At 57.6% G+C, this 22138-nt stretch carries 19 protein-coding genes and 2 pseudogenes; 8 read left to right on the top strand and 13 right to left on the bottom strand.

The features are described from left to right. Window positions 1–348: 348 nt before the first annotated feature. The 7 genes from JZX87_RS25525 to JZX87_RS25495 all read right to left on the bottom strand — a co-directional run bounded on the left by JZX87_RS25525 (window position 349) and on the right by JZX87_RS25495 (window position 7866). Window positions 349–861 carry a GNAT family N-acetyltransferase gene (locus JZX87_RS25525; RefSeq protein ID WP_206828712.1) on the bottom strand — a complete coding sequence of 171 codons (513 nt, stop codon included), beginning with the start codon at window positions 859–861 and terminating at the stop codon, window positions 349–351. A 454-nt stretch (window positions 862–1315) separates the two neighbouring features. Further along, a complete protein-coding gene (locus JZX87_RS25520; RefSeq protein ID WP_286195072.1) occupies window positions 1316–2941 on the bottom strand; it encodes an ISL3 family transposase in 1626 nt (541 codons plus the stop codon). A 159-nt stretch (window positions 2942–3100) separates the two neighbouring features. Continuing rightward, the gene (locus tag JZX87_RS25515) at window positions 3101–4189 is read right to left on the bottom strand and encodes an MBL fold metallo-hydrolase (protein WP_206828711.1); all 1089 of its coding nucleotides are present in this window, start codon (window positions 4187–4189) and stop codon (window positions 3101–3103) included. A gap of 91 nt (window positions 4190–4280) precedes the next feature. Continuing rightward, window positions 4281–5492, bottom strand: a complete 1212-nt coding sequence (locus JZX87_RS25510; protein ID WP_206828710.1) for an MFS transporter — start codon at window positions 5490–5492, stop codon at window positions 4281–4283. Then, window positions 5489–6349: an MBL fold metallo-hydrolase gene (locus JZX87_RS25505; RefSeq protein ID WP_206828709.1), complete on the bottom strand. Its 861-nt coding sequence runs from the start codon at window positions 6347–6349 to the stop codon at window positions 5489–5491. Before JZX87_RS25505 ends, JZX87_RS25510 begins: the two co-directional genes overlap by 4 nt. 139 nt (window positions 6350–6488) lie before the next feature. Continuing rightward, window positions 6489–7340: a LysR family transcriptional regulator gene (locus tag JZX87_RS25500; RefSeq protein ID WP_206828708.1), complete on the bottom strand. Its 852-nt coding sequence runs from the start codon at window positions 7338–7340 to the stop codon at window positions 6489–6491. 64 nt (window positions 7341–7404) lie between these two features. Next, window positions 7405–7866 carry a MarR family winged helix-turn-helix transcriptional regulator gene (locus JZX87_RS25495; RefSeq protein ID WP_206828707.1) on the bottom strand — a complete coding sequence of 154 codons (462 nt, stop codon included), beginning with the start codon at window positions 7864–7866 and terminating at the stop codon, window positions 7405–7407. Between the two features lie 80 nt (window positions 7867–7946). On the opposite strand from JZX87_RS25495, the gene JZX87_RS25490 reads away from it, so the two are divergent. The 5 genes and pseudogenes from JZX87_RS25490 (at window position 7947) to JZX87_RS25470 (ending at window position 16064) form a co-directional block, all read left to right on the top strand. Further along, complete coding sequence (locus JZX87_RS25490; protein WP_206828706.1) at window positions 7947–8816, top strand: SDR family NAD(P)-dependent oxidoreductase; 870 nt, start codon at window positions 7947–7949, stop codon at window positions 8814–8816. Between the two features lie 782 nt (window positions 8817–9598). After that, a complete protein-coding gene (locus JZX87_RS25485; RefSeq protein WP_206828705.1) occupies window positions 9599–11248 on the top strand; it encodes a hypothetical protein in 1650 nt (549 codons plus the stop codon). A 207-nt stretch (window positions 11249–11455) separates the two neighbouring features. Beyond that, window positions 11456–14703 (top strand): annotated as a pseudogene (locus JZX87_RS25480) (error-prone DNA polymerase). 10 nt (window positions 14704–14713) lie between these two features. Continuing rightward, entirely contained in the window at window positions 14714–15379 is a 666-nt protein-coding gene (locus JZX87_RS25475; protein WP_206828704.1) for an SOS response-associated peptidase family protein, read from the top strand. A 40-nt stretch (window positions 15380–15419) separates the two neighbouring features. Next, a complete protein-coding gene (locus JZX87_RS25470) occupies window positions 15420–16064 on the top strand; it encodes an SOS response-associated peptidase (protein ID WP_206828703.1) in 645 nt (214 codons plus the stop codon). 13 nt (window positions 16065–16077) lie between these two features. Here JZX87_RS25470 and JZX87_RS25465 read toward each other — a convergent pair whose 3' ends face one another. The 4 genes and pseudogenes from JZX87_RS25465 to JZX87_RS25450 form a co-directional block, all read right to left on the bottom strand. Beyond that, window positions 16078–16404 carry a hypothetical protein gene (locus tag JZX87_RS25465; RefSeq protein ID WP_206828702.1) on the bottom strand — a complete coding sequence of 109 codons (327 nt, stop codon included), beginning with the start codon at window positions 16402–16404 and terminating at the stop codon, window positions 16078–16080. Further along, window positions 16401–17045, bottom strand: a complete 645-nt coding sequence (locus tag JZX87_RS25460) for a DNA polymerase III subunit epsilon (RefSeq protein ID WP_286195062.1) — start codon at window positions 17043–17045, stop codon at window positions 16401–16403. The genes JZX87_RS25465 and JZX87_RS25460 overlap by 4 nt, the downstream gene beginning before the upstream one ends. Window positions 17046–17186: 141 nt before the next feature. Beyond that, window positions 17187–17432: pseudogene (locus JZX87_RS25455) on the bottom strand (DinB/UmuC family translesion DNA polymerase); the annotation flags it as partial. A 93-nt stretch (window positions 17433–17525) separates the two neighbouring features. Next, window positions 17526–17771, bottom strand: a complete 246-nt coding sequence (locus JZX87_RS25450) for a hypothetical protein (protein ID WP_206828701.1) — start codon at window positions 17769–17771, stop codon at window positions 17526–17528. A 140-nt stretch (window positions 17772–17911) separates the two neighbouring features. Between JZX87_RS25450 and JZX87_RS31885 the strand changes: the two genes are divergently transcribed. Together JZX87_RS31885 and JZX87_RS25445 are read left to right on the top strand one after the other, a co-directional pair. Then, a complete protein-coding gene (locus tag JZX87_RS31885) occupies window positions 17912–18037 on the top strand; it encodes a hypothetical protein (RefSeq protein ID WP_353654255.1) in 126 nt (41 codons plus the stop codon). An 81-nt stretch (window positions 18038–18118) separates the two neighbouring features. After that, a complete protein-coding gene (locus tag JZX87_RS25445; protein WP_286195059.1) occupies window positions 18119–18373 on the top strand; it encodes an Lrp/AsnC family transcriptional regulator in 255 nt (84 codons plus the stop codon). 288 nt (window positions 18374–18661) lie between these two features. On the opposite strand, the gene JZX87_RS25440 is transcribed toward JZX87_RS25445, so the two are convergent. Together JZX87_RS25440 and JZX87_RS25435 are read right to left on the bottom strand one after the other, a co-directional pair. Further along, the gene (locus JZX87_RS25440; protein ID WP_206828700.1) at window positions 18662–19207 is read right to left on the bottom strand and encodes a peroxiredoxin; all 546 of its coding nucleotides are present in this window, start codon (window positions 19205–19207) and stop codon (window positions 18662–18664) included. 71 nt (window positions 19208–19278) lie between these two features. Next, on the bottom strand, window positions 19279–20283 hold the full coding sequence (locus tag JZX87_RS25435; RefSeq protein ID WP_286195058.1) for an aldo/keto reductase: 1005 nt from the start codon (window positions 20281–20283) through the stop codon (window positions 19279–19281). Between the two features lie 81 nt (window positions 20284–20364). On the opposite strand from JZX87_RS25435, the gene JZX87_RS25430 reads away from it, so the two are divergent. Next, window positions 20365–21183: a LysR family transcriptional regulator gene (locus JZX87_RS25430; RefSeq protein WP_206828699.1), complete on the top strand. Its 819-nt coding sequence runs from the start codon at window positions 20365–20367 to the stop codon at window positions 21181–21183. Window positions 21184–22138: the final 955 nt, after the last annotated feature.

Genomic DNA, 22138 nt, shown 5'->3' with positions numbered 1-22138 from the left:
GTCCGTCGAGCTTGTATCGAGTGCCGTAACTCTGCACCTTTAGTCGCCGCAGTTGTCGTCGCAAACCTTCCTCGGCTATATCGGCTTGCGGGCGCAGTCACCTTCACCGGCGCGATTCTTCTCGCAATCGGCGTCGTCGTAAGTCTGTGGCGGATCAGCCGTGGCAGCTGTTTGCCGCTGGTCATGCTGATTAATTCTAGCGAGTTCGCGCAGACCGTCGTCACCGTCGGCATCTCCATGGTCTTCCACATACCGATTCGCTCGGGCAATTGTCAGACGGAGCATTGCCAGACTACGAGATGCGCCCGACGGCTCCGTCGCCCGCTGAGACCCTGACGATCTCTGGATCTAGTCCTCACTCTGCAATGGGTCACGAACCAAAACGACGGCATCACCCTTCTCACGAGACACTCTGTCGATCTCCCGGAAACCCAATCGGTCGGCAAGGCGCAGAGATGGGAAATTCTCTAAGGCGATGAGGCATGCGGTACGTTGCTTATGCTCACTTTCGAACCAGGCTTGCGCTGCCTGCGCTGCCTCCCGCGCGTAGCCTCGCCCATGAAACTCGCTTCGCAAAGTCCCCGACATCTCGATGTTGGTGTCTGCTCGTCCGAGTTGCCTTTCGAAAATAGCATGGCCAACCTTTCCAACATAATCACCGGTATTGCGTTCAACGATTGAGAAAAGCCCGAACTGCATCAATTGCCAGTGGCCAACGTCGCGCAGAAGTCGCGTCCAGATCTCGGCACGACTGAGCTTCCCTATGTGCCGGGAAACAGGACCCTCCTCGAACATCTCCACGATAGGCTGGAAATCGGAGTGAGTTGGCAGGCGAAGAAAAAGGCGGGGTGTTTCTATCATGTTTCACGATCTTTGTTCGACGCGACTAGACATTATGACTGCTCAGGAGTCTTGGCCCAGCCTTACCCCGTCTGCCCCAGGTTGCGCCTCCGTGCAAGTCGCCATCGCTCGCTTTAGCCGAAGACTGACAATTTCGTTTCGAGTGATCTTCTTCGCCATGCCGCGCTCTGCCGCGTCATCGAGGAGCCGTTTTTTTATAAGGGTGCTATCGTGATCGCGACTGAAGGAAACGGAAAAGACGCCTTCATCGGTGTTCTTAATGAGGTGATTACAGAGCGGAAATGATAAGCGAACGCCTTAAGCCTCCCGCAATGACTTCAATCTAGAATTAGCGAATGAGAATAAGCACGATCACGAATTGGGCATACGGTGTCACGGTCGTTTTGACAGCGCTGTCTGGAGCCGCGTTCATCATGTCTTCCCGTTGTCGTTTGGCACTTAAACGGGTTCTTCCTCAATTTCTGTGATTCAGCGGCATCATTCTCGCCCTCATCAGTTCCGGGCCGGCGCGACCGTACATTGCTCGCTTCAGTACCTTGAGGCGGTTGATCTGACCTTCGGCTTGAGCGTTGCTCCAGGGGAGTTCGATTGCATTTTTTACGGCATCAATATCACGGCGCAGAACGCTGGCGAAACGCATGATTGCCGTGAGCTCGGTGTCGACGGCATCGTCGATCCATTCATCCAGTGCCTGCGAGCTTGTTCCGCGCAAGATGCCGTTGAATCGCATGGCCAAGCCGCGCATGATAGCGAACGCTCGAGAGCCCTGCTTCAATGCGTTGACCTTTCTGGCCTGAAGATCTGTCAGCAGGGCGCGCGGTTTTGTGCACAAAGCTGCGGCCACCACGGAGGAAATAATATGGTCCGTATCAGGATCGCGGACGGGTTCTGAAACATCCATCTCCGGAGGCGGCTCATCGAGATGAATGTTCTCGGCCTCGCGCCACACCTTCAACAGCCGCTCCAGATTGGAGCGGCTGCCGGTATAACCGCGGTTCTTGATGTCGTAAAACAGATGGCGCCCAACCCGATTTCCATCTTTCCAGCATTCAGCCAGGAAAGCTTCAAAATAGAGTGGCGATGTCTTATTCAGCGCTGCCCGGTTTCTGTCTCGAGGTGCGCTGGAAGTAAGCCAATTCGCGATGCTGCGACGCTCATATCCGGTCCGCCTTGCGATCTCGCTGTAGGTGAGGCCCTGCTGCCGCAAAGCTTGAAGCATCTCGAATATCTCCTGACGAGATTGCCTGTGCGCCAAGCGGGCACGGCGTTGTTGTGACCTCGCGCTGGCGATAGCATCTTCGGAGAGTATCGGCCTAACATGGGCGTGACCATAAACGCTGATCTGCTCCTTGATTGCCTCCCTCAGATTTTGAACCAGATGAAAACGGTCAGCTACTTGGCGGGCCTGAGGCGCGCCCTCTCGCGCTGCCTGAGCATACAAACCACAGCGATCTCGGCTCACGACCTCGATCGTTGGATGCTCTTGCAACCAAGATCTTGCGCTCTCGACGCTGCGGTCTTCCAAAACATCGACAACCGAATGACGCTCAAGATCGACCATAATCGTCCCATACCGCGAGGAATGCCGCCAACTCCAATCATCAATGCCCACAACCCGAATAGTGTCTTTTTGTATGGACGCCGGATTACCGCGCTTCAATTGCCGCAAGATCGTGTCGTCGCTAACCGGCATGCCGAGCCGATGCATCAGGTTTTCTCCCGGACGACCGCCCATCTTGTGGCCAACCAAGCCCACAATCTCAGCCATCCGCCCAGTTCGTCGCATATAAGCTGCAGCAATCTCGGGCAATCTGTCGGTGAAGGTTCGTCGCCCGCATTTCCGGTACCTACACTGCCACCGGTTCAGTGCGAGTCTGATTTCCACAGATTGACCTTGCACAGGCAGGTCCTGCAGACGGCGGTGGTGCCAGCCGTGCCGATGCTGACTCCTCGTTCCACAGTCCGGGCAGATCCCGACCGGTTTCGCAGCAGCGGAAACAACCCAGTTCTCTTCATTTTGAAGGGCGATACCCAGAATTTTGACCCCTGGGCCGGGTAACCATTTTAATTGCGTTCGCATCCCCGCAGATAACGGTCGAGGCGCTAACACCTTGTTAACCACAGAATTTGAGGAAGAACCCTCAAAGCCTAGACGTCGGGAGTGGCAGCTGGCATCCGCGTGACACTTGGCCTGAATGGCGACTGCGTATTTCGCCATTCAGGATTGATCTCTAGGCGGTCAATCGGTCTTTACCGTGGCTGCCGAATAGTTTGCCGGAAGCCAGAGGAAGTGCCCGTCTTTGGCCACGACATGGCCGAGGCCTGGGAAGGAAATATGCGCCGCGCCGATCCAGTAGCCTTCACGCGCCGCATCCGCATAGATCTTCGTCCGCTCGGCGCTTGCCTCAGCCGGATCACTGTCATAGGCGACGGTGACGGCCGGATCGGGAAACTGCACTGGCGCCACATGCACTACATCGCCCCATAGAAGCAGCTTCTGTCCTTCGCTTTCGACCGCAAAGAAACTGTGGCCCGGCGTATGGCCGGGGCTCGCAATGGCACGGATACCGGGCTCGAGCGGCTGGTCATAGCTGAATGCCTTGAAGCGTCCCGCCTTGATATAGGGGGCGAGCGATTGCTGGTCGCCATCGAACATGGATTTTAGCAGGGCCGGCGCGGCCTTTTCCCGTTCGGTGCTGAGCCAGTAATCGGCATCCGTCTGGCTGACCCGGATGGTTGCATTGGGGAAGGCGATCTTTCCGTTCGGCGCGATGCCGCCGACATGATCGGCATGGAGATGGGTGAGGAGGACCTCATCGACCTGTTCGGGCGCGTAACCCGCGGCACGGAGGTTCTCGACCAGATGGCCGCAGCAATCGCCATAGAGACTTCCCGCACCGCTATCGATCAGGATGAGCTTCGAGCCCGTATTGATCAGAAAGGCGTTGATCGATCCCTCGACGGGAGCTGCGAGTTTCTCCTCCGCCAGACGCGCATCGGCCTCGCCCGGGCTTGCCTCATCCAGCGGAATGGCGGCGTCGGCACCCGACAGCCTTTTGGTCAGGACCTTGTGGACCGGGAAGGGATGGGTGCCATCGGACAGTGCGGTGACCTCGAACTTGCCGAGTGCCAACCGGTAATAGCCAGGAGCCTGGGTGCCGACCATGGGCGCCTTGGCAAGGCTTTGTCCGGCAAGGAGCGAGAGGCCCAGACCGGCAATGGCTGAGAGACGTAACAGGCGGCGAGGGGATAGCGCCCACTTGGCGCTGGATCCGGGCTGATCGGGTGAGGACTGGTCGAGGGAGGTCGAATAGACAGCGTTGCGCATGGCTAACCTTCTTTTTGAGCATCGAGGATTATTAGCCGCCCCATGCGGGGCGGCTTGGAGAAACCGGCCGGGATGAGAGAGGTAGCCGATCTCAGGCGTGATTTCGTCGCGAGGCCGAGAGGTCTATCCGCCGTCTCAGTTCGACGAAAAGCAGGGTCAGCACGGCAAGGACTGCGATGACGGCAATCCCCGTATCGATCGCAACATGCAGGCCAATCCCGGTCGCTATTTTGCCAAGAGACAGGGCAAGAACGGCCTGCGCCAGATAGGCGACGAGGAACAGGGCCGAAAGCGTGGCACCGCGATGGGTCACCGGCGCTTCCTCCGTGATGAGCGAAAGTCCCCCGAGCAGCAGAAGGCTATAGGCTGCGCCGCCCGCGAGCTGCGACAGGATGTAGAGCACCAGCGACTGTTCCTGCGAGGCAAGCGCAAGCGATGCAACTGAGACGAAGGACAGGATCACAGAAAGGCGCAGGACCCAGACATAGGACATTTTCCGGGCCACCATGGTGGCGAGGAATATTGCCGCTGCGAAAACGGCGATCGTGCCGCCATTCACCAGCGCATTCGACGAGGCGATCACATCCTTGGCCACCTGCGCGCCAAGGGAAAGCGTCATGGCCCCCAGCACATAGGACGTAGTGACTGCGACCGTGGCGGTGAGGAAGGTCAACAGCATGCCAGCCGGTATCGACGGTTTTGCCGGGCGCCAGCGACCGGTCGCGTGCCTGACGGTAAAGTTCGGCAGGCGCCATGTCGCATAGATCATAGCAAGAAGCACGATCGTCAGCACCGCGAAGTTTAACCGCGTCGGCAAGGGCGCGTATTCGATAAGTGCTCCGCCCACCAATGCCGCAACCATCATGCCGATCGCCTGGGCGGCGGCAGTGGTGGCGCCGGCAGCGCCTGCTTTGCCGGCCGGGCTGAATTCGACGACAGCTGCAGCCGAGGGGCCAGCCGAGAGCCCCACACCGATCCCCATGAAGGCCCGCCCGACCAGAACCCCGGTCACATCCGGCGCGAATGTGAAGAGGAGCGAGCCAATCGCCGAGCCCGACAGGCCGAGAAGCATTGCCTCCCGCCTGCCGATAAAATCGGAAAGATTGCCGAACAGGACGAGCGTTGCCACGACGAAGACCGGATAGACGGCGAAGATCGCCGTCGTGGTAAAGGTCGACAGGTGCCATTCCTGCGCATAGAGCGGATAGGTCAGGACCGGTGCGGCACTGGTCCATATCGTATGCGCCACCACGGCTGCGGCGGTGTAGAAGCTCGCGCGCTGGCCAAGAACCCGTCTGCTCATGACACGGCCTCTGCAATCGCTCTGAAGCGGTAAGCCTCGCCGCCCCGTTCGATGCCGCCAATGCCGGGATAGGCCCAGTGGAAGCCCAGGAGTTTGGCATTCTCGTCGGCGGCATGCTTAAGCAGACGCTTGCGGCTTTCGCGGGCGCCATCCCGGTCCATGTCGAATCCGAAGCTCCAGTCGGGATGTTCGAATGCCACGACTTCGTTGGCGATCGCATCAGCCGTCACGATCAATGGCCTGTCGCCGGAAAGAGTGAAGGACAGATGGCCGGCGGTATGACCGGGCGTCGCGACGGCACTTAGGCCGGGTACGATCTCGTCGCCATCCTCAATGAGGGTGATGCGGTCGGAAAGGGCATTGAGCTCGTGCCTGGCACCCTCCACGAATGGCTGAGCTTCTGCCGGTAGGGCGTCGGCTTCCGGCCCCGTCCAGAAATCCCATTCGCGGCGTCCGATGACGTGGCGGGCATTCATGAACCGCAGGCTGCCGTCCTCACGGGTGACGCCCCAGATATGATCGGGATGGGCATGCGAGAGCACGACAATCGTTACCTCTTCAGGGTCGACGCCGACCCGACGGAGATTGGCTTCGAGCTGCCCCTCGCTCGGTTGGAAGCGGGAACCGGCGCCGACATCGATGAGGATGATTTCCTGGCCATTGACGATCAGCGGAATGTTCGATTGGGCATTCGCCGAATTGTCTGCCCCACCTAGTCTTGCAATCACCGAGGCCCGCTCTTCAGTGTCGGCTTCGGGTGCAAAAATTTCGCCGGGAAGAGCGATCGGGCCGTCTGAAAGAATGGTGATATCGAATTGACCGTGGCGAAAGCTGTGGAAGTTCGTGATCTCGTTCATCTCTTCGCTCCTTGTTGGGATGACGAATAAATGCGCGATCGCAGACGACGGCGAAACTTATGAGTTCGGACTTCCGATGTTCAGTTTTGAACGGGTGCCGTACCGAAAGAAAGGCGTTTTCGGCAAGACGCGAAGACCGTCAGCTGGCGAGGTGATGGATTGTCATCTCGACGAAGGCGCGAAGGCGGCCCAGTTGCTTGAGATCGCGGTGGTAGCCCATCCAGACATCACGTCCGGGCGGGTCTTCGCCGATATCGAGCCGCACGAGTTCGGCCTGCCTGTCGCCGACCGGTCGCGGCAGGACGCAGATGCCAACACCGGCAGCACTCATGCGGGCCTGAACATTGCGGTTGTTGGAGCGCAATGCCACACGCGCCTTCGGGAAGAGATCCCTGAGCCAGGCAACGTCGTCGAAGGTTCCAAGGGAGCCATCCATCGTCACCAGCCCGAAACCTTCACCGTCTCCCAGTTTCGGTTCGCCCTTTCCATTGGCGACATAGACGCCGTAGGGCATGGCGATCAACCGCCTTTGGATTATGTCGGCCTCGGTAAATTCGCGGATCCGGAAGGCGACATCCGCCTCCCGCTGGGCAAGGCTCAGAAACTTGGTGCCGGTGAGAAGTTCGAGATCGACCCGCGGGTGAGCACTGGTGAACTCGGCAATGACCGGTGGCAGAAGCCATGCGCCGAACCAGTCCGGCGACGTTACCCGCAGTGTGCCACGCATGCCGGTTTCCTTGCCGGTCAACGTCCGGTCCAGCGCCATTGCAGCTTCCTCCATCTGCTCGGCAGCCGCCATCGCGCTAATACCTTCCTCGGTCAGGATAAAGCCGTCGGCTGTCTTCTGGAACAGGATCTGTCCCGTCGCATCCTCCAGCGCCCGCAAGCGGCGCCCGACCGTCGGGTGGCTTAAATGAAGCGCTCGCGCCGCGCCGCCAAGCGTTCCATGGCGCGCAACCGCGAGAAAAATCCTGATGTCACTCCACTCCATAAACATTCTTTCTATTGAGCTTGATCGTTGAGGTCAGAGCCATCTCTGGCGCCGTTGCACCCCATCATTTCATCTTGGGTGTAGAATGACTTGATCGATTAAACTTCTCGAGCAGTGTGGAAAAGTGCGTCATCTCCTGCGCGCTCCAGTCGGCGAGACGCGCGAAGAAAGCCTCGCCTTTGATCGTGTTCGATCTCTCGAGGTTCTGACGACCCTGTCTGGAAAGTTCAAAAATTGTTCCTCGTCCGTCACTCGGATCTGTTCGCGACGTAACAAGGCCATTCTCGCTGAGCGATTTGGTCAATCGACTGACCGCGCTTTTATCCATATCCAGAATGCTCGCGAGCTCACCTGTCTTGCAGCCACCATGCCGATCGATAGTCAATGCTATCTGATAAGCGGCAGGCTGAAGGTCAGGGTGGAACTCTGCTGCACATGCCGTGATGAGCGCCCGATGGCCGGTAACCAAGGCCTGGATCTCCGCTCCTATTGCGAGGTGTAGGTTCGAACGCTCATCTTTTTCCACGCACCGCTCCCACTCAATCGTTGACCTAAGTCAACTAAGCCCGTTAGTTGACCTTTATCAACTAACCTGTGAGAGCATGAATGGCAATTCGCCCCCAGATCATGATGACCGGTGCCACCGACGGCATTGGTCAGTTGGCCGCAATAAATCTTGCCAAGAGGGGAGCTGACCTGATCCTTACAGCGAGAAACCGGGACAAGGCCGCGGCCACAAAAGCCATGATCGCTGCGGCCGCTCCCCAAGCCAAGGTGCATTTCCACTATCTCGACCTTTCGGATCTTACGATGGTGGCGACAGCTGGCCGCGCCATCGGACAAGAGCATCCGCGCATTGATGTACTCGTTCATAATGCTGGACTTCACGGGTTCAAACAGCGTGTCACGCCGGACGGCTTTGCGGAAATGATTGCCGTGAATTATCTGGCGCCGTGGATTTTGACCTACATTCTTCGCGAAACCCTGGTTCGTTCAGCACCGGCAAGAATCATCACTGTTGGGTCCGAGGCATCTCGCCAAAGCGGCGGGTTGGACCTCAATTCTCACCTGCAGAACGTATCGCCGTTTACGGCGACCGGGTCTTCGAAGATTTATGGCCGAAGCAAACTGTTGGACATCATGTTTTCTTTGGAACTCGCGCGACAGTTGGAGGGGACTGGTGTCGTCGTGAACTGTCTGTGTCCAGGCTTCAATGTGACTGGCCTGGGTCGCGAACTGTGGTTTGCAAAGCCGCTCGCCAAGGCGCTGAACTGGTTAAATATTGGAAGACCTGAACGAGGAGCTCAGGGCATAGAGAGGCTTGCGATGGATCGTGCCTTTGCTGATTTGACCGGTCTTTACGTGTCTGGTCCAGCTCTGAAAACTACCCTTCCCGTCGCGCCCGCAGACGATGACGACACTCGACGGCGACTGTGGCAGCAGACGGAGGTTCTGCTGGCCGGCTGGCTGAAGTAGAAATCTTATCGATAAGCTGGATGCTTAGCGGATCTGAGGCGTTGGTCGTTGGTTCGACTCCCTTCAAGAGCATGAGAATAATGAGCGGAAGAGTATTGGAATGTTGCAGCATATTTTCGTAACGTCGCGAATTGTGGGTTTGCGGTGTTTTCATCCGGTCGAAGCCGCCGGCTTGTGGACAGCGAGTTGGTCGCGAGTGTCTGTGCGGCAACAAACAAGGTGGGACTCATCTCATCCTTGTTGCGCGCGATAGCGTTTCAGAAATCTGCCGATCCATCCAAATTCGCTTCGTTAATGCTTACAAGTGTTGATAGGGGCCAGAACAAGAGGAGTGCGAAATCGTACGCCAAGGGCGAACTGAATGAGAACTTATGCGACCCTCCGTCGTCCGGCTGGCAGACGCAGCGATCGAAATCCGTTCGGCATTCGATGTTCAGCATCCCAAGTGAAGATGCCGGTACCCTCGCCCTACAAGGGACATGCGGTATTCGCCAGCAGTTTTCAATGTTGTACTAGCTTGCCGCCTTCACTGTCGGCCGGACGACGATATTCTCAGTATTAGCGCGATGTTAAAAGGTCCAGCTCAATAGTTGAGACTATGAAGACGGTAGTTTTGAGAGAGGTAAATGGCGCCGGCATCCGATACGTCCGCGAGGTGTGCCGGTGGCTCTCTTAGCCTCGGCATAATCCCTATATTTTCCATAGCTTACTTTTCCGCCCTTGCGACAAGCGTGTTCGATCTAGCAGATGGTAGGAATTTTCTGGGGGACGTTGATGACCATATGCGCGAGATGCAGATATATGGTCTACTCTTAGGCGAAAGCAGTTGGTGGGATCTTACCCTGCCACACATAATGATGCCGGAGACCTATGTTTCTCCATGGTCGCGTCTCGTTGACCTACCTTATGTGGTGGTGACCGCAGTTTTCAGTCCTTTTGTTGGGTGGCAAAAGGGGATGCATTGGGCGTTCAATGTGTGGCCGCAGGTCATGCTCGCAGCATTCTGCTTGCAGTCGTCGTTTATTTACCGGCGACTTGGCGTACCGGTATCTGTTCTGGGTTTCCTCACTGTGGCAAGTGCAACGGTCGGCGCATTGTTGGCATTATGGGAATTCACCCCTGGTCGGATCGATCATCACAACGCGCAACTGATTGCGTTAATGATGATTTTCAACGGCCTTGCCCGGTGGGACAAGATCGGTGGGCGACTGATTGGCGTAGGCAGCTTGCTTTCCGTGACCATTGCTCTGGAGGGACTGCCGTTTATTGTCATCGGCTTTGCTGGTCTGATCGGCACCTTGATCCTTCGCGTACGTGACGCCGATCTCGTGGTCAAACAGGCCGCTGCAATCATAACATTGTTCTCGTTGCCGACCGGCTTAACTACAATCGGACCTACCGGTCTCGCGGCGACCCAATGCGACACCTATTCGGCCCCTTATATTTTTCTGATGACAGGTTTCGGTGCTACGTTATGGGGAACGTCAACGTTTTTGTTTCATGCTCGGCAGTCAGTGCAGCTCGTAGTGATGGCAGTAGCCGGGCTTGCGGTACTTAGCTGTTACGTTCTGATTTTCCCCCAGTGTATGGCCGGTCCATACTGGATGATAGACTCAATTTCCAAGGCCTACTGGTTCGATCGGCTTGCACAGGAGCAAACCGCCTTGTATTTCATCGAGCAAGGCCAATGGGGAATTTTTATCTCACTTATCCTTTTTGGGTCTATCTTAACGCTCGCGACAGCATCGCTTCTCGAATTTCGCCGGCATGCAGTGGCTGGCCTAGCGATCATGCTTACGCTAGCCTGGGTTAGCCTTATCCTTACTTTGCTGCTGAACCGCTATGTCCGCTTTGCCTTTGCTTTCTCCCCGGTACTCATGCCAATGGCGATGCAATATCTGGCGCTTAGGAAGTCAACATTGCTACGTCCTTTCCTCTGGAAAAGTGCCTGGTTATGTATCATCGCTTACGTTGGTGCCGCGAGTTGGCTGATCGCAGAGAAGCCTGTTAGGGCTCCGTTTTACGACGCTGCGGACTTTATGGCTTCCGACAGCTGCAAGAACGGCAATTTTTCAATCCTTACCCGAGTGCCGCCTGGTCGGATAGCAGCCTCGAATGCGCTGGGCCTCTCATTGTTGGATGCCCTTCCGCACGGTTTTTCCGTGGCCGCCGTCCCTTTCCATCGCGCATCACCAGGAATGCGCCGGATGTTCGAAGCTTTCCTATCATCCGATCCAAGAGTACGTCGCGAAGCGCTCGCACCATTCAATTATCTGGCCGCGTGCCGCTTCCCGATCAAGACGGATGTTGGAACTGCACCACTCTATGATGCTCTTGCTGCAGGTCAGGACTGGCCGGGCTTGATCCGCCTCACGGATAGCTCGTCCAACCCGTTCCAACTTTTCCTGATCGACCACGCTGCATTGCGTTAGGTAACTTGGCGGCACCGCAAATAGGCGCAGGAATTCGTCACATTAGATGGGGGCCAATTGAGGAGCCAACTGAAATGCATTCCCTGCACCTGATTTGTCATGCAGGTTGGCGGGTGTGAGTTTAGACGGGCAACTCTCCATAAAAAGCATTCAGGCCTTACCGGTGCGCCTCTTCAGCCTGCGGATTGCAGCCACTACTGTCGAGAACTGCGTCCGCGCAACCCAAACGATCCTCGCCCTCGCCCAAGTGCAGTTGCTCTTGTTGGTGACTGTTTGTCGAGATTGACCGTATTAGTAATCCCGTTGCCAATCTTATCTGGCCTCACAATAGCCCAGAATGAGGTTGCGGCAAAGACCACGGGCGTGAGACTTGTTGTCGGCTGTCGGCTCGATCTTTCCGACTTCATGTCTATCCTGGTCTACCCAACCGACCGTCCAGCCTATTCGAGACTGACTCGTCTGCTTTCGCTCGGCAAGAGCCGGGGAGGCAAGGGCAAGTGCATCCTCGATCTGTCGGACCTGGAAGCCTATAGCGCTGGCCTGATTGCCATCCTTGTGCCGGATGAGGCCGACGAGACCACTTCAGGTCAGCTCAGGAAGGTCGCTGCGGTCTTCGGCGACAGGGCCTACGTTTCGCTGTGCTTGCGCCGTCGCCCGAATGATCGCCTCCGGCTTCACAATCTTTCGAACATGGCGGCGAGACATAAGGTCAAAACGGTCGTCACCAACGACGTGTTGTTTCATGATCCAAGCCGCCGACAGTTGCAGGACATCGTCACCTGCATCCGCAACCGGACGACCATCGACGGCGTCGGCTTCGACCGCGAGCGGCATGCCGATCGCTTTTTGAAGGCGCCGGAGGAAATGCACCGGCTGTTCTCGGAGTATCCCGAGGCGTTGGCACGAACGCGTGAAATCGTCGACCGCTGTCGTTTCGACATGAGCGAGCTGCAGTGCCAGTATCCCGAGGAAGCGCTGGTTCCAGGGCTCGACGCGCAGCAGTCGCTGACCAAATTTGCTTGGAGGGCGCCTCTAACCGATACCCCGAGGGGATCCCGGACAAGGTCCGCAAAGCAATCCTGCATGAGCTCGAGCTCATCCGGGTGATGAAATACGCACCATACTTCCTGACCGTCTACAGCATCGTCCGGTTTGCCCGGTCGCAAGGCATCCTCTGCCAGGGGCGGGGGTCGGCGGCCAACTCGGCCGTCTGCTACTGCCTCGGCATCACCAGCATCAACCCGGAAACGGGCGACCTGCTGTTCGAGCGTTTCGTTTCGATGGAACGCGACGAGCCTCCGGATATCGACGTCGATTTCGAGCACGCCCGCCGCGAGGAGGTCATCCAGTGGATATACGAGACCTACGGCCGCTCCCGCTCCGCCCTCTGTTCCACCGTCACCCGCTACCGCGCCAAGGGCGCGCTGCGTGATGTCGGTAAAGCCTTGGGACTGCCGGAAGATCTGATTACTCAGCTTTCGTCTGGTGTCTGGGGCTGGTCGGAAGGTGTCGGCGAAAAGCAGCTCAAGGACAACAACATGAACACGGCGGACTACCGCCTGAAGCTGGCGCTGGACCTTTCGGCCCAGCTGATGGGCGCGCCCCGCCATCTCGGCCAGCATCCGGGGGGAATTGTCCTGACCCAGGACCGGCTCGACGATCTGGTGCCGATCGAACCGGCGACCATGAAAGACCGTCAGGTGGTGGAATGGGACAAGGACGATATCGAGGCGCTGAAGTTTATGAAGGTCGACGTGCTGGCACTCGGCATGCTGACCTGCATGGCGAAATCGTTCGAGCTGCTGCGCGACCACAAGAACATCCCCATGGGTCTGTCCGACGTCGAGCAGGAGGACGCGGCCACCTATGCGATGATCCGCAAGGCCGATACGCTCGGCACGTTCCAGATCGAAAGCTGCGCTCAGATGGCGATGTTGCCACGCCTGAAGCCTCGGACGTTTTACGACCTCGTCGTGCAGGTGGCCATCGTTCGGCCCGGACCCATTCAGGGGGACATGGTGCATCCGTATCTGAGGCGGCGAGAGGGCAAGGAGAAGGTCGAGTACCCGACGCCCGAGCTCGAATCCGTTCTGGGAAAAACGCTCGGCGTCCCGTTATTTCAGGAGAGCGCGATGAAGGTCGCGATGACCTGCGCAGGTTTCACCGCCGGCGAGGCCGACCAGCTCAGGCGCGCGATGGCGACGTTCAAGTTCACGGGCGGGGTGTCGAAGTTCAAGGACAGGCTGGTCGAGGGCATGGTCAAGAACGACTACACACGCGAATTCGCCGAGAAGACGTTTGCACAGCTCGAAGGCTTCGGAAGTTACGGTTTTCCAGAGAAACATGCTGCTAGTTTTGCGCTGATCGCCTATGCGAGCTCGTGTGTGAAATGCCACCACCCCGACGTCTTTTGCGCTGCCTTGCTCAATAGCCAGCCGATGGGGTTATACAGTGTTGCGCAGATCGTCCAGGATGCCAGAAACCACGGCGTCGAAGTCCGGCCGGTTTGCGTCAACCGCTCGCGCTGGGACTGCACGATGGAGCGGATTGGCAATTCAGACCGCTTTGCTGTCAGGCTTGGCATGCGCGTCGTGAAGGGACTGTACACCAATGATGCCGCCCGGATCATCTTGGCGCGTGCCGAAAAGCCATTCGCAACGGCGGATGATATGTGGCGGCGCTCCGGTGTGTCTCCGCAGTCGCTAGTAAAGCTGGCCGAAGCGGATGCTTTTCTACCGTCGCTGCAACTGGAACGGCGGCAAGCGCTCTGGGATATTAAGGCGCTCCGGGACGAACCGCTGGAACTCTGGGCGGCCGCCGCCGAGCGCGAAGCCAAGGTGATCGCTGAAATGCAGGAGCCTGATGTGGCGCTGAAGGCGATGACCGAGGGCAGGGAGGTCGTCGAGGACTACTCGCATACCGGTCTTACCCTGCGAGCGCACCCGGTTTCGTTTCTCCGAAAGGATCTCGACCGCAAGGGCATCGTCACCTGCGCCGAGGCGATGGGACAACGCAACGGGAGATGGCTTTGGACGGCGGGCCTGGTTCTCGTGCGACAGCGGCCCGGATCGGCCAAGGGCGTGATGTTCCTCACCCTGGAGGACGAGAGCGGTATCGTCAACGCGGTCGTATGGCCATCGCTGTTTGAACGACAGCGGCGGGTCCTGATGACCGCGAGCATGATGGCGATCAACGAGCGCATCCAGCGGGATGGCGAGGTCGTTCATCTGGTCGCGCAGCGGCTGTTCGATTTCTCGACCGATCTGGCGAGCGTCGGAAACCGGGACGGTGGCCTCGGCGACTTCCCACTTCTCCATGGTCGCGGCGACCAGGTCAAGCACGGAGGAGGACCGGATCCACGGGATAATCCCAAGCCCGCTGTGCAAACCCGGGACATCTATATTCCTGATCTCCACATCGATAATTTGAAAATCAAATCCAGAAACTTCCACTGAGGAGATCCGTGTGTCACGCCTGTTTGCAATCACCAAAAGCCTGGAGGAGATTGTCGCCCATTTTGCGGTCGACATGGCGCCGGCGCTTGAGGTTCCGAGCGAAACTGTCGAAGGCACCCCCGGACTGATCGTGTTGGAGAAGGATGGACTGCGGCTGCTGAAGTCGATTCCGTGGGGCTTCCCGCGGCAGACACGCGACATGCGACGGGAAGGTGAGCCCCCGAGCCGCATAGGCCTCGTTGCAGATCTGACCAATCCGCTTTGGGATCGCATCGTCGTTCATCCCAGATATCGCTGCCTGATTCCCCTGACACACTTTGCAAACCCCGACGGTGTAAAAGGGGCAAAAACCCGATCGTGGTTTTCGTTGAACCGCCAACCCCTGATGGCCTGGGCGGGGTTCTGCAAGAACACCCCCGACTTCGGCCCCGTGTTCGCCGGCATGACCATGACCGCCAATGAGAAGATCAGGCCGTTCAACGACCGGATGCCAGTCCTGCTCAAGCCAGAAGAATACGACCGCTGGCTTCACGGTTCGATTGAGGACGTCATCGCATTCCAGTTTCGCGAGCCACCATCATCCGACGATTTTGAAATCCTGCATAGTCGTGACCGCTGGCAGAGCGGGGTGTCCCCTGCCAAGGCTTCACCCCGTAGGGACAACATGCTTATGTAATCAAGGTCACGCGCTCGGTTCCAGTCGAAAGGTCTGCAGAATGTGCAACTTATACACCGTCCGTTTGTCCGCTGCGGAAGTGGCCGCGCACTTCCGCGTGCCGAACCCGATGCAGTCGAACGCGCCGGAGGAAGTCTATCCGGGCACGCCCGGTATGGTCGTCACGGAAAGTGAAGGTGTTCGCGAGCTCCGCTCAATGGTCTGGGGTTTTCCGCTCCGCCTGAAGGGGATGAAGCCGGAAGCCAAGCCAAAGCCGGTCAACAACATCGCTGACCTTGCGAAAGGCATGTGGATCGGCCTGGCCAGAAAACCGCAGTGGCGATGCTTGATCCCGGTCACGCATTTTGCCGAAGCCGAGGGCGAGAAAGGCAGGATGACCCGGACGTGGTTCTCCCTGAAGGACCAGCCGATCTTCGCCTGGGCGGGCCTCTGGCGGATGAGCGATGAGTGGGGTCCGGTCTATTCCGGTGTGATGACCGATGCCAACGAAGCGATCCAACCCGTACACAACCGCATGCCCGTCTTGTTGCATGCTGACGAATACGAGCAATGGCTTGATGGCAGCTTCGATGATGCGCTCGCATTCCAGAAGCGGACATTTCCGCCCGAACTCGTGACGATGGAGCGGACGAACGAGCTGTGGGCCAAGAAAAAGGCTGCGCCCGAGGCGCCTCTGCTGCTGTGACGACGAAAGGGTCCTAGAGGCTTGTAAACCAATCGGCATAGGGCGTGTTCTTCGCCATGTGCCGATTAAAGTCGGGTGCACCATCGTCCCACCAGGGTGCTCCGCGCTCGCCGAGAGCAACCTTCGCTCGCTCGACCAGCGTCCGAGCCGCCTTGATGGCCTGCGGATTTCCCTTCGCGTCTCGAACGGCACGTCTTGCTGACATCAGTTCCTTGACCAGCTTTTCTCGCGTAACATCGTCGAGTGCCGGATTGCTTTTGCGCCACAGCCTCCCACGCACCACGAAATATCGCCCATCCGGCGTTCGCGGATATGAGGGGCTGTCTTGTGCCTTGATCATAGAAGTGTCCGCTGGGCAGGTTCGAGCGGCTCCGGCCCCTTGCGCTCTCCACGCCGGGTCAACTCCGTCTCGGCACTGAAACGGACGTCGATATCGCGATCCCGCGCGAAGTCTTCAAGCGCTTGATCAGAGATCCGATCCCAGCCTTTGCCGCGGTCCGGGCCGGCGGGAACGCGGGGCAGTAGACCCGGTTCGCGGCTCCAGGCCAGGAGTTGGTTTAGAGATGTCGCATTCAACAAGTCGCGGAGATGATGCGCCGTGACGTAGGCGTCTGGCATGGCGCGGTGGGCCGGCAGCCCGATCTCATGTACGAGACCCTCCGGCATGCGCTGGTAGCGCAGCATCTGGTTGGAAAAGCGCGGCAATTCGGGCCAGACTCGCAGCGCAGACTTCCAGGTGCAGATCCAGGGTGTGCCGCCGGTAAAGCGAGGCGTGCAATAACGCTGTTCGAAACCGGCGCGGTGCGCCGCAAGCGCATCGAGGCGGCCGGGCGGCCGGAGCACGCTTGCGGCGATTTCCTTCCAGAATGGTGCGTCAGCAACCTGGCGATCAAGAATATTATGCACGGCAATCGTATCCGACGTCATCGGCCGTCCGGGATTGACCAGCAGTGCTCCACGCTCCTCGGTAACACGCCACAAGCCGTCGTCACCAAGAACGACATCCTGCCAACCTATTTCGCAGACATCGTTCGGGCCATTGCCGCCGGTCTCAAGATCAATGACGCGAACTCTGGGTGAATGGCTTTCGGAAATCCTGATCGATCCTCTAGTTGTTCTCGGTTACAAAGCCAGATCGAGCTGCGGTTGTTCCTCGTCATGTTCTGTCTGATCGTTGGTCAGTGAGGAGAGCGTCACGCCAAGCAGGCGGACCGGGCGCTTGAACGGATAGACGGTGGCAAGCAGCGTCGATGCCGCCTCCATGATCTCAGGAATGCCCCTGACAGGAAACGTGCCCGTCCTGCTTCGTGTTGCCTGTGTGAAGTCCGAATACTCGATTTTCACGGTTACCGTCTTGCCCATCGCACCGCCGGCACCATGAGCCAGGATGATCGTGGTCTTTGCTTTATCCGGACCTGCAACCAGAAATCGATGCGTCATGGCAAGCCTACCGATTTTTCTTCATGGGGCCTCATCGATCCGTCGCTGCATCGCGACGTCAGTCATCGCATGTTGCTGATCAAGCAGATATCGTTCGACATCGCCGCCGCATGCTTCCTTGATCTCAGCAGTTGTAAAGCCCTCGGACTGGCCGCTCTCGACCAAGACCTTTGCCTGATCGCGAAACTCCGCCTTGTTCTCATAAAACCCCGGTGAATTGATGATCTCCTGGATGCGATCATCCAACCAGTCGTTGATTTCGGCCATCCCAATACTCCTTACATCGAATGGGATCTGGCGCGGATGAGCGTCATGGCAAGCGGGCAGACGCTTTAATCTGGTGGGAGACCGACCCTTTAATAGTGCTCGGGTGGAAGCACTGGCGATTGGAGGCAGGGAAAGCAAGTGTGACATTGGTCACCGTCGTCGCTGATCAGCCTTTCGCAGCCCATCGCGGCGATCCTCCGCAATCGAGCGAAGGTAATCCCCGCGCCATGCTTGCGAACAAGGATCTTTCGCTCGAGTTCGTCTGAGCGCTTACACAAGCGGCATTCCACGGCGATGACAGGCATTTTTACCTGTCGAAGCGTTGCAATTCGCCTAGATTGCCCACTATGTCGAAGGCAAAATCACCATCTGACCTACAAACTGCAAAATCAACGTTGAACGCGACAGACGCCCGGATTCTTGACGCACTCGATAGCGATGCCCGCCTATCTATGAGCGAGCTTGCCCGCCTTGTTGGCATGTCCGCGCCGAGCGTGTCAGAGCGCGTTCGCCGACTTGAGGCCGCTGGCATAACCAATCAACGGCAAATTGCCAGGCGAGCAAAGCGGCGCCGAACACCCGGCGCGAGACGCAGTTCGTGAAGATATCCGATCAGTGTCTCTCTGCTGAAAGGCGAATACCATTCGAGCATGGTTTGCCGCCCGACACTGATCTCCTCACGTCAGCGGAAAAGCTCGCAGGCATCCATTTCGGCAGTGCGGCCAATACTCCTTGCGATGCACCCGCAAATATTCTCGCCACGCAGCAGCGTGCCATCAACGTCAAAGGCTATCAGCCTGGGAGGGGGAATGTTCTTCTCCTGTAGTGTATGTCGCAGAAATCCCGACATTTGCCCCGAGTTTATAGCTAACTGTTGCAGCGCCCGAAATTCAGGAATTTCGCGACGAAAGCCAAGCGATCACGTCTGAAGCATTTCTATCAGGTGGAAAAACCGGGTAAAAAACATGCCGTATCTGCCCGGCCTCTATAATCAGGGTTAGCCGCTTGAGCAGTGTCATCCCCCCTGCCGTAAACAAAGGAAGGTTAAGCGCATCAGCTAGAAGCAAAGCGCTGTCCGACAGCAGTGGAAACGGTAGATGAAGACGATTGGCGGCCTTTTTCTGGTATTCGGTATCTTGAGTTGAAAGACCGAACAGCCGTTCAACGCCGAGAGCTTTCAACTCCGCGAAATGGTCACGAAATGCACATGACTGTGGTGTGCAGCCTCGCGCGCCGGGAATTGCGTCCCACCCCTCAATGGCTCCGCCACTGGCCGGACTGGTGCGGGGATAGGCATAGATGACCGTCAGGCCGCCTTGGGAAAGATCAACGCTCGCTCCGTCCGTGGCGGACAATGTTATGCTGGGAAGACGCATGCCGATCAGGTGTGCAGCTTCTCCATCGTCTTCAGGAGCCGCCAAATTTTCGATGCCCATCATAATTACCTACATCGTCGCAACCACTTCGTGCTCGACACTAACCCGTCTTTTGCAAAAATAAACGCGCCTTATCTCGGCTGCATTTCATCCGCATATTCACCCTGTCCCGCCAAAGCATCAATCTCGCTGACGATGAGCGCCGGTAGAGGTCCGAATGCGAGAGCGCCGGCAATCCCCTCGATCTGTGCAACCGTACGCGCCCCCGGCACAGGTATATTGCGGTCCGATTTGGCCCAAAGCCAGCCAAGCGCGCCTTGAACGAGGGAGCGGCCATCGGTTTGGAGCAACTCTCTGACGCTGTCGAGCTTCTTTAGGAAGCGAGGATTGGGCCGACCACCTTCAAAATACGACGTCACTGTGTTTCCGGCTGCACGAATGTCCGTGGGCGAGATTTGCGAGTCCGCGCCATATTTCCCCGTCAGCAATCCCATCCCAAGCGGTGACCGAATAAGGGAAAAGAGGTCGTTTTCTCGAACAGTCGCCTGCATCAGCGGGGCGTCGAGCAAAATGTTCATCGCGTGCTCAACGGCCACGAAATCTTTTCGGCCAGCCACAGCCTTCACGCTTCTCGGCAGGTCCGTGCTCCAGCCATACGCCCTGATCTTGCCCGCATCTAAAGCCTGCCCCATCGCTTCGAAGATCGGTTCTGCTGTGGACACGGGAAGGTCGTTCAGATGCAGCAACAGGATATCGATCCGGTCCCGGTTGAGTCGGGAAAGGCAGTGCTCTATCGCCGGTAAGACTGCGGCCGGGGCAGTGTCCTCGCCCAACAACAGCTTGTTATCCTCATCAATCGCTATCCCGATCTTCGTAACTATCAGTGCGTCGGGAGAGCCCTTCAGGGCTTTCGCCAGGAGACGTTCGGCATGGCCTGCGCCATAGACAGCAGCCGTGTCGAACAATCGAATGCCGCTTGCCAGCGCGGCATGGATTGTTCGGATCGATTCCGCGTCGTCGGAATTGGCATAGCCCAGCGTTCCGCAGTTCCCGAAGCCCGGTCCGCCAAACATCGGGCCTCCAATCGGCCAGCATCCCATCCCCAGAGGGGCAACTTCTCTTTCGAGTAGTTTCATTGTCAGCTCCTTCTTCACTTCGTCTCAAGAATCACTGCGGATCGCTGTTACGTCGATGAAATATCTTGTAATGATCGTTTCATGGATGAAACGAACTTTGATTGGGATGATCTCCGGCTATTCCTCGCGGTGGGACGCGAGGGCGGCTTAGGGCCAGCATCGGAATCGACAGGAAAAAGCCCGCCTACGTTAGGACGGCGCATGCTTGCCCTTGAAAGGCGACTAGGGTTGGAGCTTTTCGAACGTCTGCCGAGAGGCTACGAGCTGACAGACCAAGGCCGCGATTTGCTCAACAAGGTCACGGCCATTGAAAACCGGATCGCTCCCCTCACTGATGCCGAGAAGCTTCGCCGCCCTGTCGTGAAGGTGTCGGCAGGGCAATGGGTAACGGACCTTCTCTGCAAGAAGGCCGCCGATCTGGTCGGCGGCACCTCAGTTTTGTTACGATTCATTGCCGCCGATCATGTCCTCGACATCGGGAGGCGGGAGGCGGTTATAGGTATAAGAAATCGTCGTCCTGATCAGATTGGTCTCGCAGGTCGGCGTATAGGTCGGGTGCAGTTCGCAGTTTATGCGGTTGATAGCCATGTCGTGACGTGGGCTCGCGTGATCGGCACAACCCCTTCCGCACGCTGGCTCGGCGAGAAGATTGGCGGCAGTCCCGCGATCGAGGTTACGAACTCGCGCAACGCGCTCGACCTTGCTTTGGCGGGCGCAGCGCGCGCCGTGCTGCCTACATTCGTCGGAGATGTCCAAAAAGGCTTGCAACAGGTAGCACCTCCAATCGAGGTGCTGGAGCACGAACAATGGCTGGTTACACACGACGAAGATAGGTCTCTGCCCGAGGTCCGGCATATGATCGAACGTATCTATGCGGTGCTACGAGCTGCTGCTAAGTGAAATCTCCGATGTCGGGAAACTCCCGAGTTCTATCCGACATGTTGGCCAGACATTTGCGGGGTTGTCAAAATTAGGATTTTCGCGACGCCTCTCTCATGTCTCTGAAACGCCAAGAGAGACATTACTGGTGTCGCAGAACCCCTATTCTGCAGCGTCTCAAAGCCAGTAAAAGAACTCTCGCTTTAAACGCGAGTGTTGCGACGATGCGAGAAAAGGATGGTAGATGACGCGACAGCGTGAAATTCAGAACATCGCATCGGCCGCAAGACGATTTATTGAGCCCATATGGAACCATTGGCATCAATCGCGAGGCCGCCCTGTGCCGCATCCCGCATCGAGATTTACATGCGGTAGAACCAGCTTGTTTTTACGGGATGTGCTGAGGCATGAGGGGCATCCTGCTGAATGGACAAGCGGGACCCCATATGCCGGAGTCAGCGGCGCACCTGATACCCCATGTGGCTTCTATTCTGGAACACGATGGGAAGGCCACGCTTGGGTTTGTTCTGGAGAAACAATAATTGACATCACCGCAGACCAATTCGGCGGAGATCGTGTTTTCATTACTTCGGTATTCGACGACCGCTATGTCAGCTCCAGAGATTTGGCCAACCCTGATGCCATCAAGGCACGTCGCGAGGCTGTGGCAGCACTATGGCCGGACTGGTTGGGCTTTCGTTCGAAATCCGATCTGTTGCACAAATCCTAAGTAACTGGAGCACCACGACTGAATTTCAGGGAGATCTTTGTCGCTAAAATCACGCGCAAAAGTCGGCAATCCACGATCGATTGTCGCGGCGTGTAACGACTGGTTTGGGCCGATATCGTTGAAAAACTCGACGGATTATCCGCTAGGATGCTTTCTTGGTCTTTCGGATGCTGAACTATGCTGCGATCTGCCCCGCGCCTTGGCGGGAGGGTACAGGTCGATGCCGCCCTTAGGCGGCAATGGCAC

Origin of the sequence: Agrobacterium sp. Ap1, assembly GCF_017313375.1 — a bacterium.
Taxonomy (GTDB): domain Bacteria; phylum Pseudomonadota; class Alphaproteobacteria; order Rhizobiales; family Rhizobiaceae; genus Neorhizobium; species Neorhizobium cellulosilyticum.
This window is presented reverse-complemented; position numbering and strand designations above follow the sequence as displayed.